We start from the raw sequence: 10559 nt of genomic DNA on the forward strand, positions 1-10559 counted from the left end.
CTTCCGGGGCCAACAGGGCCTCGCTCATGGTGATGTGACCGGTGACCCTTACTTGACCGCGACCTGCGAGACGTCCAGGACGCCCGTCCAGTCGCTGATCACGATGTTCTTGACGTCCTTGCCGTACAGCCGCTTGTAGACCGGGTGGAAGAGCGGCACGGTCAGGGCCTGCTCGCCGATCTTCTTGTCGAGGGCGCCCCAGCGCTTGGCGGCCGCGTCGAGGTCGGTGAGCTTGTTGATCTCGTCGATCTCGTCGTTGACGGACTTGTCGTCCAGGAAGCCGGTGTTGAAGTTGGCGCCGTCCTCGACGATCTGCCGGCCGTCGAAGATCGGGGCGAGGAAGGGACCGCCGGAGGGCCAGTCGGCACCCCAGTGGGCGAGGAAGAGACCGGGCTCGTCCTTGGCGCTGTGGATCTTGTCCGAGTAGTCGTTGTCCTCAAGGCCTTGCAGCTTGACGGTGATGCCGGCCTTCTTCAGGGCGTCCTGGATCGACGTGGCGATCTCCGGGCTCGTCTCGAAGTCCTTGGCGTTGGAGTGGGTCAGGGTGATGGTGAGCCCGTCCTTGTGACCGGCTTCCTTCAGCAGCTCCCTGGCCTTCTTCGGGTTGCCGGACTTGCCCGCAGGGAAGTGGTCGTACTTCGTGTATCCGAAGGACTTCTGGTCGGGCAGGTACGTGGTCGCGGGCTCGGCGAGCGAGGAGCCGCCCGCCGCGTTGACGACGGACGAGCGGTCGACGGCGTACGAGATCGCCTGGCGGACCTTCGGGTCGTCGAAGGGCTTCACCTTCGGGTTGAAGGCGAGGTAATTCGTGTATCCGAAGTGTCCGGTGCCGACGCGCGAGGCGAGCGCCTTGTCGCCGGTGACCTTGGCGAGTTCGGCGGGGCCGAGGTTCGTGTCGGTGGTGACGGCGGCGGCGTCCGAGCCCTGGCCCGACGAGAGCCGCTGGTTGATCACGGACGAGTTGAGGCCGGACCGCACGTCGATCTTGTCCGGGTATGCCTTGCGCTCGGGGTCGGTCTTCGCCGACCAGTGCGGGTTGCGCTCCAGGGTGAGGCGCTCGCCGTCGTTCTCGTTCTTGACGACCTTGTACGGGCCCGAGGAGATGGGGTGCTCCTCGTACTTGGTGCCCTTGTCCTTGCTCTTGGGGACGGGCGTGAACTGCGTCTGCGTCGCCAGATAGGGGAACTCGCCCTCGGGCTTGTTCAGATGGAAGACGATGGTCCGCTCGTCGGGCGTCCCGATCGACTCAAGACCCTTGCCGCTCTTGTCCTTGTAGGGCCCGGCGTACTTGTCGCCGCCGATCAGCCAGTCCCTCAAGTAGGGCGCGCCGCCGGAGAGTTCACCGGCGAAGGAGCGCTCGATGCCGTACTTGATGTCGGCGGAGGTGATCGGCGAGCCGTCCTCGTACTTGAGCCCCTTCTTGAGGGTGTACGTCCACACCGTGGCGTTCTTGCTCGACTTGCCGAGGTCCGTGGCGAGGTCCGGCACGACCTCCGAGCCCTTGGCGCCGTCCTCGCGGTTGCGGGTGGTCAGGGTGCGGAAGACGAGCGAGGGGACATTGCCTCCGCCGGAGGTGTAGAGCCGCGCCGGGTCGAAGTCGACCTGCGGGTCGCTGTTGAGGACGGTGAGCGTGCCGCCCTTGGCGGGCTTGCCGCCGGCGCTCCCGGCGCCCTTGTCCCCGGCGTCCTCGGGGCCCGCGCAGGCGGCGGCGCCCGCTGCCAGGACGAGGCTGACGGATGCCGCTGCCACGCGGCGGGCTATGACGGACGGTTGGCGCATGATGCGGGGACCTCTCGGGAGCGCTGCGCGCACGGACGTACGGCAGCAGTCAGCAGGGAAAAGAGCAGAGCTCGCCCCGGGGTCGCCGAGAAGAAGTCAGGACCGCGAAAAGGTCATGAGAATGCGACGCACTCGCCAGGGGCGGGCGTCAGCAACAGTGGATGTCGGACACGCAGAGCGCGGTCACGCCGAAGAGCGCCAGCTCAAGGGCTGCGCGCGAGGAGGCGTGACGAGGCGACATGCGGAGAAATATGAACGAACTTTGGGCGGATGTCAAAGCTGCTGATCGAGAAGCGACCGCATACCGATCACTTCTGTCTCAGCCCTTCTCAGTCCTTGAGCTCAACTTTTGGGAAACGCCCAGGGGTTGGCCTTGCACTTGATTCCGTCGTGGTCGAGGAACTTGGTCTGCTGCTGCATGACCGGCGCGAGCTGGCCGTCCTTCGTGCAGTCCGTGTGGTTGAAGCCGAGCCGGTGACCGACCTCGTGATTGATCAGCATCTGCCGGTATGGGTAGATGCGGTCGCCGTAGGTCTTGGCGCCCTGCGCCCACCGATAGGCGTTGATCATGACGCGGTCCGTGGCGGCGGAGTCACAGGAGACGTTCTGCTGGAGGGTGTCGAGACCGGACTTCGCGCACCACTTCCCGGTCGTCCCCGGGCTCGCGAGCGTGATGACGAAATCGGGCTTCCCCGAAGAGATCCGCTCGAAGGTCCGGCCGCCGCCGTGCGCCCAGCTCCGGTCGTCGTTCAGGGTCTTCTGCACGGCAGAGGCGAACAGCTCGCCGTCCAGACCCATGCCCTTCTCGACGTCCACGCGGTAGCGGAACTTCTGCCCCTTGCCGGGCGCCTTGTCGAACCCTGCCATCGCCTCGAAGTCGCCGGACGCCGTGAGCTTGGCGTCCAGCGGATACTTCTTGGCCATCTTCGTCTCGTACGTCGCCGGGGCGGACTCCGGAGGCGTGGGCCGGTCGTCCGAGCGGGACGCGTCCTCGCCCGCGGCGCGCTGCTCCTGGCCCTCCGCGGCCTGCGTCTTGGGGGCGGAATCCGCCGGCCCGTCGGTCACCTGACCGGCCACGACGACCGCGAGGACAGTGGTGACGGCAGCGGCGGCGATGCCGGTGAAGGTGCGGCCCCTGCCGCCCGGCTTGCCGTCCGCGGCCTCGTCGTCCGCGCCGTCGCCGGGCCCGTCGGAACCGTCGGCGGCGGACCAGAGCCTTCCGTGCGCTTCCTCGTCCTCGTCGACCGAGCGGCCCCAGTCGGTGACGGAGGCGTACGGGTCGCGGGGCGGGCCGACCGTCGCGCCCTTTACTGATGGTGTCGCACCGCTGTTGAAGCGGGCGTCCTCGCCGTGCTCGTCGCCGAACGCGTCCACGTACTCACGGCGGGGCCCCGGCATGCGGGGCGGCGCGGTCCGCGCTCCGGGCACTTGGTGGGCACCCGTGTGCGGCCCGGATCCCCAGCCGCCGCCCGGCTCACGCTGCTCGGGATGCCCGCCGCGGACGTGCGGCGAGCCGTGCGGCGGGGTGGCCTGGGGAACTCCGCGGGGCGGGGTGGCCTGCGGGACTCCGTGCGGGGGCGTGCCGCCGTCTCCCGGGGCTCGCCTGCGGCGCCCCGTGCCGGGTCCCGGCGTGCGTACGCCCTGCGATGACGCTATGTCGGTGGTGTCCGTGCTGCCCGTGTTGTCTGCGAGGTCGGTCGAACCCCGGCGGCTATGACGTCCCACTCGCCGCCTCAGCTCCCTGCGTCCGACTGACCGGATGCGTGCAATTCGTCCGTGTCCGCGAGCAGTTCGCGGAATGCCGTGGCCACCGTATCCGGATACTCCATCATCGCCACATGTCCTGCGTCCGGCAGGGTGAGCAGCCGTGAATCACGGAACGCGGCGGCGGCCTTGCGCGCCATACGGTACGAGACGAGCAGGTCCCGGCCTCCGTAGACGAGCAGCGTCGGCGCGAGCACCCGCTCCGCCTGCCGCCACAGACCCTGCTGGCCGCCCAGTGTGTACGCGTTCACGATGCCACGCGCCGAGCGTGCCATCGCGTCCCACATGTACGGAAGGGCGAGCCTGCGCTCCATCTCCCGCACGGCCGCGCTGTACCCCTCCGAGGAGACCCGGCCCGGATCTCCGTAACAGAGTGCCATGACGCCGCTGACCCGCTGCTCGGCCGTCCAGTCCTTGGTGAGCCGGGTGAACAGGCTCGCCACGCCGGGCACCGCGAGCAGCCCGGTCGGCAGTGCCGTGCGCTGCACCCGGAGCTCCGGGAGCGCGGGCGAGACGAGCGTGAGGGTGCGGACCAGGTCGGGGCGGACGGCGGCCACGCGGGTGGCGATCGCGCCGCCAAGCGAGTTGGCGATCAGATGCACGGGACCGTCGTCGCGCGCGTCCAGATAACGGATGACCGCGCGCGCGTGCCCGGTGACCGAATAGTTGCCGTCGTCCGGCGGCGGCGAGTCGCCGAAGCCCGGCAGGTCGATCGCCGCACAGTCGACGACGTCCTCGAGCAACGGCATCAGGGCCGACCAGTTCTGCGACGAGCCGCCGAGCCCGTGCACGAACACGGCGGGCGGCAGTCCTTCGCGGACCGACGGCCTGGACCGCACGGAAAGCGTGAGCCCCGGCAGGGCGACCGAGTCGAGCCGCTCGCCCTCCGCGACCGCGACGGCACCCGGTTTGGGCGCGACGGAGGCGGCGATCACGTGCGGCAGATCGGTCGAAGACATGCGGCAATGTTACGAGACGATCACACGGTGGTTCATGTGTTCGCAGTCACAGATCCAGCCGATGTCGCAAGCAGACCGCACGGAGAGCGCACGGGGATCACACGGAGATCGCACGGAGATCGCACGCGGACCGCACAGAGGCGGCACAGAGATCGCGTAGCGCCCGGTCCTGCCGTCTCCTAGGCTCGTAGAAGAGAGGCAGTCGAGAGCCGGAAGAAGAGATAGAAGAAGGTGAACCGGGCACTCGCACCACTAGTCCGCTAGGGAAGAGAGCCACGATGACCGTCGATCCGTCCGACCCCGAGACCTTCGAGGCCGGGGACATCCCCGAAATCGCCGATCAGAGCGCCGAGGCACCCGAAGCCGATGCCGCGGAGCAGCAGACCGATCTCACGCCGAGCGAGGACGACTCCTTGCGGGACGCGGACACGGCCGCGGCCAACGAGGCCGACCTGGCCGAACAGGCCCGCGTCGTCAGCATCGACGAAGACGACTATCGCTGAGCTGCCCGTGTTTGCCCTGCTACGCACGGCTTTCTCGGTCATCCAGTCCGTGAAATTCTCAGCTCGTACCGCGCACATCACGGTTACCGAAAAGTACGATGGCCGCGCGGCGCACACCGCACATTCACGATCATGGGAGGCGGCGTGACAGCCATCGAGCAGACAGAGGCAGCGCGCCCGCGGGGCACACGCCTGCCGCGTCGTGCCCGACGCAATCAGTTGCTGGGCGCGGCGCAGGAGGTCTTCGTCGCGCAGGGGTATCACGCGGCGGCGATGGACGACATCGCCGAGCGGGCCGGAGTCAGCAAGCCGGTGCTGTATCAGCACTTCCCCGGCAAGCTCGACCTGTACCTCGCCCTGCTCGACCAGCACTGCGAATCACTGCTCCAGTCCGTCCGTACGGCACTTGCCTCGACGTCGGACAACAAGCTGCGCGTGGCGGCCACGATGGACGCCTACTTCGCGTACGTGGAGGACGAGGGCGGCGCTTTCCGCCTGGTCTTCGAGTCCGACCTGACGAACGAGGCCGCGGTCCGCGAGCGCGTGGACCGGGTGACGCTCCAGTGCGCGGAGGCGATCTGCGAGGTCATCGCCGAGGACACGGGGCTGCCCCGTGACGAGGCGATGCTGCTCGCCGTGGGCCTCGGCGGCTACTCACAGGTCGTCGCCAGGTACTGGCTCGCGAGCGGCAGCACGGTCCCGCGCGAGAAGGCGGTGGAACTGCTCACCTCGCTGGCCTGGCGCGGCATCGCGGGCTTCCCGCTGCACGGCGTGGACGGCCACTGACCGGGATTCGCCTTTCCCGTTTCCGCATTCTGTTCCCGATCCCTGTTCGCTACTGGCGTGCAGCGGCGAAGCGTAAGCATCGCTTCACCGGGCTAATGTGTGCTGAGTACGGCGCGGACGGCCGCGCACATCACTGACCGTCGGAGGGACAAAGCCGTGGAGGTCAAGATCGGCGTGCAGTACGCGCCCCGCGAGATCGTGCTGGAGAGCGGCCAGAGCGCCGAGGAAGTCGAGCACGCGGTGTCCGAGGCGCTGACCGGCAAGTCGCCGCTGCTGAGCCTCGTGGACGACCACGGCCGCAAGGTCCTGGTTCCGGCCGACCGCCTCGCGTACGTCGAGCTCGGCGAGCCGACCGCGCGCAAGGTGGGCTTCAGCGCCCTGTAGTTCCGGGCGCTGCACGCAGAACGAAGCACGGGAACGGCCCGGTGGTTACGAACCACCGGGCCGTTCCCGTGCGTTGACGCCCTCCCCGAGCGGCGGAGTCGAGCGGACCTGGAGGATTGCATTCCGGGCTCCGGGGGTAAGACCGGCTACGACCGTTTTGCACCTGGCCGCGAGGGAGGGACACCCTGTGATTCTGGAAGCACTCGGCGCTGCACTGCTCGGTTTCGCCCTGGCGTGGGCCGCGGCCCACCGGCTGGCCCACCGGCTCCCCGCACGCAGCCTGGTCCTGTCGACCGGCGCGGCGGGCGGCGTGATCGGCGCCATCGTCGCCCACATGGCCCTCGGCGCGGGCCACGCCCCCGGCGCACTCGCGGGCGCGGTAGCCGTGGCAGCAGCCCTGCTCTCACTCCTGCTCCGCCCCACCCGCAGCCGAGTACGCCGTCGCTCAGCGACGGCGTAGGCAGCCGAAACGCCCCGCAAGGGGCGCGAGGAACTGCGCGCCAAGCCACGAGGCACCCGCACAGACGAACATGCAGCCGCCCCGCAAGGGGCGCGGGGAACTGCGCGACCAGCCACGACGCACCCGCACAGGAAGACAAGCTGCCCGCCCCGAAGGGGGCGCGGGGAACTGCGCGACAAGCCACAACGCACCCGCGGAGAAAACACACCCGCAGGAAAACGGCGCCCCCTGCCCCCAGGAGCCCCGCGACTACGCGGCGAGCCCCAACGCGGCCATCCGCTTCGTGTGCGCCTCAGTGATCCGCGAGAACATCCGCCCGACCTCGGCAAGGTCGAACCCATCGGCAACGCCCCCGACCAGCATGGTCGACAGGGCGTCCCGGTCGGCGACCACCCGCTGCGACTGCGAAAGCGCCTCCCCCATCAGGCGCCGGGCCCACAGCGCGAGCCGGCCGCCCACCCGCGGGTCCGCCTCGATCGCGGCCCGCACCTTCTCCACGGCGAAGCTCGCGTGCCCCGTGTCGTCGAGCACGCCGAGGACCAGACGCCGGGTGTCGACGTCGAGCCGTGCCGCCACCTCGCGGTAGAAGTCACTGGCGATCGAGTCACCCACGTACGCCTTGACCAGGCCCTCCAGCCAGTCGGACGGCGCCGTCTGGCGGTGGAAGCCGTCGAGCGCGGCCACGAAGGGCTCCATCGCCTCGGTCGCGTCCGCGCCGATCGCCGAGAGCCGGTCCCGCAACTGCTCAAAGTGGTGAAACTCCGCCGACGCCATCTTCGCCAGCTCCGCCTTGTCGCCGAGCGTCGGCGCCAGCTTCGCGTCCTCCGCGAGCCGCTCGAACGCCGCGAGCTCTCCGTAGGCGAGCGCTCCGAGCAGATCCACGACCGCGGCGCGGTAGTGCGGCTCGTCGGCGGCGGCCTTCCAGTCCAGGGCGGCGATTCCGGTGGGTTCGGCAGGTGTGTCAGCGGCGGTGTCAGGCGTCTCCATAAACCGCACAATAGCCCGCTCGCAGCAACGTGTAAGGGCCTGGTCAGTGACTGTGACGACGACTACGTGACGAATTCGCCAGACACGGCTGCGAGATTCCGGGGTACAGTGGTAATGCGCCCGCCGAATATTCGTCGGGCCGTACGAATGAGGATGCCCGGTCGGAGGCCCGATCGGCTCCGACCCGACAGCCCTCCAGGCGGCCCGCACAGTGCGGACGGCACGAGGAGGGAACCTCAGCGGTACGAGCGCTCGAGCGCAGGCAGTGGTCCCGCGCCCCCGGCCCCGCCCCCCAAGCAGCCGGCGGTAGTGGCACGGTCACGACCCCCAGCGTTCGCCTCGGGCCGCGTCTCACAGAAGAGGCAATGCCCTGACTACGACTTTCCGCGATCTCGGGATTCTTTCCGAGACGGCCGAGGCCCTTGAGGCCGTCGGCATCACCAGCCCTTTCCCCATCCAGGAGATGACGCTCCCCGTCGCGCTCTCCGGGACCGACGTCATCGGCCAGGCCAAGACCGGCACCGGCAAGACGCTCGGCTTCGGACTGCCGCTCCTCGAGCGCGTCACCGTCCCCGCGGACGTCGAGGCGGGCCGGGCCAAGCCCGAGCAGCTGACCGACGCCCCGCAGGCGCTCATCGTCGTCCCCACGCGTGAGCTGTGCCAGCAGGTCACCAACGACCTCCTGACCGCCGGCAAGGCTCGGAACGTACGCGTCCTCGCCATATACGGCGGCCGTGCGTACGAGCCGCAGGTCGAGGCCCTCAAGAAGGGCATCGACATCGTCGTCGGCACGCCCGGCCGACTGCTCGACCTCGCGGGCCAGAAGAAGCTCAACCTCAAGCACATCAAGTGCCTGGTCCTCGACGAGGCCGACGAGATGCTCGACCTGGGCTTCCTGCCCGACGTCGAGCGGATCATCAACATGCTGCCGGTGAAGCGCCAGACGATGCTGTTCTCGGCGACCATGCCGGGCGCGGTCATCGGCCTCGCCCGCCGGTACATGTCGCAGCCCACGCACATCCGCGCCACCGCGCCGGACGACGAGGGCCAGACCGTCGCGAACACGAAGCAGCACGTGTACCGCGCGCACAACATGGACAAGCCCGAGATGGTCTCGCGCATCCTCCAGGCCGAGGGCCGCGGACTCGCGATGATCTTCTGCCGTACGAAGCGGACCGCCGCGGACATCGCCGAGCAGCTCGAGAAGCGCGGCTTCGCCTCGGGCGCCGTGCACGGCGACCTCGGCCAGGGCGCGCGCGAGCAGGCGCTGCGCGCGTTCCGCAACGGCAAGGTGGACGTGCTCGTCTGCACGGACGTCGCCGCGCGCGGCATCGACGTCGGCGGCGTCACGCACGTCATCAACTACCAGTCCCCCGAGGACGAGAAGACCTACCTGCACCGCATCGGCCGCACCGGCCGCGCGGGCGCCAAGGGCATCGCGATCACGCTGGTCGACTGGGACGACATCCCGCGCTGGCAGCTGATCAACAAGGCGCTGAACCTCGGCTTCAACGACCCGGTCGAGACGTACTCCAGCTCTCCTCACCTGTACGAGGAGCTGAGCATCCCGGCGGGCACGAAGGGCGTTCTGCCCCGTGCCGAGCGGACCCGTGCCGGCCTGCGTGCCGAGGAGATCGAGGACCTCGGCGAGACGGGCGGCAAGGGCGGCCCGCGCGGTCGCGGTGGCCGCGACCGGGGTCGCGCCGCCGCCGAGCCGGAGCGCGAGCCGCGTGCGGCGCGTACGCCGCGCCGTCGCCGCCGCACGCGTTCGGGCACGCCGCTGGAGACGCCGTCCACGCCTGCCGCGCAGGTGACCGAGGCCGCTGCCGCCCCTGCGGCGGCTCCCGTGGCCGAGCCGACGGAGCCGCGTACGCCGCGCCGCCGTCGCCGGACGCGCAGCGGCTCGGAGGCAGCGGAGGCCGTGGCCGACACCGTCGAGGCGGTGGAGACGCCGGCGCCCGAGGCCGAGGCCCCCGCCACGAAGCCGCGCCGCCGCACCCGCAAGGCAGCGGAGCCGGTGGCCGAGGTGACCGAAGCCCCCGAGGCTCCCGAGACCCCCGAGGCGGAGGCCCCCGCCACCAAGCCCCGCCGCCGCACCCGCAAGGCAGCGGAGGCCGTGGTCGACACCGTCGAGGCGGTCGAGGCGGAAGCCCCGGCGGCCACGAAGCCGCGCCGCACCCGCAAGACCGCGGAGCCGGTCGTCGAGGCAGCCGAGGCCACCGCGACGGAGACCAAGCCCCGCCGCCGCACGCGCAAGGCTGCGGAGGCCGTGGCCGACACGGTCGAGGCGGTCGAGGCGAAGGCCCCGGCAGCCACGAAGCCGCGCCGCACCCGCAAGGCAGCGGAGCCGGTCGTGGAGGTGACCGAAGCCCTCGAGGCGGAGGCCCCCGCCACCAAGCCCCGCCGCCGCACGCGTAAGGCAGCGGAAGCCGTGGTCGACACCGTCGAGGCGGTCGAGGCGGAAGCCCCGGCAGCCACGAAGCCGCGCCGCACCCGCAAGGCAGCGGCGCCGGTCGTCGAGGCGGAGATCCCGGCTCAGCCCACGGAGGAGACCAAGCCTCGTCGCCGTACCCGCAAGGCCGCGGCGGCAGCCCCGGCGGTCACCGAAGAGGAGCCCACGGTCACCAAGCCCCGCCGCCGCACGCGCAAGGCGGCGGCTGCTCCGGCGGAGGAGAGCTAAGCGCTCCGCCAAGGCCTGACGCCAGAAGGCCCGGCCCTCCCCTGACGGAGGCGCCGGGCCTTCTGCGTCCCCTCCCACAACCGGCTCTCCACCCGCCCGTCCCTGCAGCCGTCTGACTGGGCGAGGGCTGGGAGACGGGTCAGCGGAAAGCAAAACGCCCAACACCTCACGCCCGTCGGTCGATCAGGCCACGGGGTAAACGGGTGGGTGGGTGGGAGACGTGCGGCGCGCAGCGCCCGGTTGGTGGTAAGCAAAGC

General features: G+C 70.3%; 10 protein-coding genes. 5 read left to right on the forward strand and 5 right to left on the reverse strand.

Going from position 1 to position 10559, the window contains the following annotated elements:
* Nucleotides 1–48 precede the first annotated feature (48 nt).
* From ACQKIP_RS14450 to ACQKIP_RS14465, 4 genes are all read right to left on the reverse strand, one after another.
* Nucleotides 49–1779, reverse strand: a complete 1731-nt coding sequence (locus ACQKIP_RS14450) for an ABC transporter substrate-binding protein (protein ID WP_365860499.1) — start codon at nt 1777–1779, stop codon at nt 49–51.
* 148 nt (nt 1780–1927) lie between these two features.
* Nucleotides 1928–2020 (reverse strand): Ms4533A family Cys-rich leader peptide, encoded by a 93-nt coding sequence (locus ACQKIP_RS14455; RefSeq protein WP_344520500.1) that lies wholly within the window; start codon nt 2018–2020, stop codon nt 1928–1930.
* Nucleotides 2021–2121: 101 nt separating this feature from the next.
* Complete coding sequence (locus ACQKIP_RS14460; protein WP_365860498.1) at nt 2122–3504, reverse strand: DUF3152 domain-containing protein; 1383 nt, start codon at nt 3502–3504, stop codon at nt 2122–2124.
* A gap of 8 nt (nt 3505–3512) precedes the next feature.
* Nucleotides 3513–4502, reverse strand: coding sequence for an alpha/beta fold hydrolase (locus tag ACQKIP_RS14465; protein WP_365860497.1), 990 nt, complete (start codon nt 4500–4502; stop codon nt 3513–3515).
* A 278-nt stretch (nt 4503–4780) separates the two neighbouring features.
* Between ACQKIP_RS14465 and ACQKIP_RS14470 the strand changes: the two genes are divergently transcribed.
* The 4 genes from ACQKIP_RS14470 to ACQKIP_RS14485 all read left to right on the forward strand — a co-directional run bounded on the left by ACQKIP_RS14470 (nt 4781) and on the right by ACQKIP_RS14485 (nt 6635).
* Nucleotides 4781–5005, forward strand: a complete 225-nt coding sequence (locus ACQKIP_RS14470; RefSeq protein ID WP_365860496.1) for a hypothetical protein — start codon at nt 4781–4783, stop codon at nt 5003–5005.
* 144 nt (nt 5006–5149) lie between these two features.
* Nucleotides 5150–5791 (forward strand): TetR/AcrR family transcriptional regulator, encoded by a 642-nt coding sequence (locus ACQKIP_RS14475; RefSeq protein WP_365860495.1) that lies wholly within the window; start codon nt 5150–5152, stop codon nt 5789–5791.
* A 156-nt stretch (nt 5792–5947) separates the two neighbouring features.
* Nucleotides 5948–6175, forward strand: a complete 228-nt coding sequence (locus tag ACQKIP_RS14480; protein WP_055565193.1) for a DUF3107 domain-containing protein — start codon at nt 5948–5950, stop codon at nt 6173–6175.
* Nucleotides 6176–6362: 187 nt separating this feature from the next.
* Entirely contained in the window at nt 6363–6635 is a 273-nt protein-coding gene (locus ACQKIP_RS14485; RefSeq protein ID WP_365860494.1) for a hypothetical protein, read from the forward strand.
* A gap of 249 nt (nt 6636–6884) precedes the next feature.
* Here ACQKIP_RS14485 and ACQKIP_RS14490 read toward each other — a convergent pair whose 3' ends face one another.
* Entirely contained in the window at nt 6885–7622 is a 738-nt protein-coding gene (locus ACQKIP_RS14490; protein WP_361181710.1) for a ferritin-like fold-containing protein, read from the reverse strand.
* 463 nt (nt 7623–8085) lie between these two features.
* On the opposite strand from ACQKIP_RS14490, the gene ACQKIP_RS14495 reads away from it, so the two are divergent.
* Entirely contained in the window at nt 8086–10302 is a 2217-nt protein-coding gene (locus tag ACQKIP_RS14495) for a DEAD/DEAH box helicase (RefSeq protein WP_365860493.1), read from the forward strand.
* Nucleotides 10303–10559 lie beyond the last annotated feature (257 nt).

Origin of the sequence: Streptomyces sp. NPDC059900 (genome assembly GCF_050270335.1) — a bacterium.
Taxonomy (GTDB): domain Bacteria; phylum Actinomycetota; class Actinomycetes; order Streptomycetales; family Streptomycetaceae; genus Streptomyces.

Excerpts from the sequence above, each read along its gene's own strand:
- ACQKIP_RS14490 (WP_361181710.1), bottom strand. The coding sequence starts at position 7,622 with ATGGAGACGCCTGACACCGCCGCTGACACACCTGCCGAACCCACCGGA.
- ACQKIP_RS14470 (WP_365860496.1), top strand. The coding sequence starts at position 4,781 with ATGACCGTCGATCCGTCCGACCCCGAGACCTTCGAGGCCGGGGACATC.
- ACQKIP_RS14450 (WP_365860499.1), bottom strand. The coding sequence starts at position 1,779 with ATGCGCCAACCGTCCGTCATAGCCCGCCGCGTGGCAGCGGCATCCGTC.
- ACQKIP_RS14465 (WP_365860497.1), bottom strand. The coding sequence starts at position 4,502 with ATGTCTTCGACCGATCTGCCGCACGTGATCGCCGCCTCCGTCGCGCCC.
- ACQKIP_RS14495 (WP_365860493.1), top strand. The coding sequence starts at position 8,086 with ATGACGCTCCCCGTCGCGCTCTCCGGGACCGACGTCATCGGCCAGGCC.
- ACQKIP_RS14455 (WP_344520500.1), bottom strand. The coding sequence starts at position 2,020 with ATGTCGCCTCGTCACGCCTCCTCGCGCGCAGCCCTTGAGCTGGCGCTC.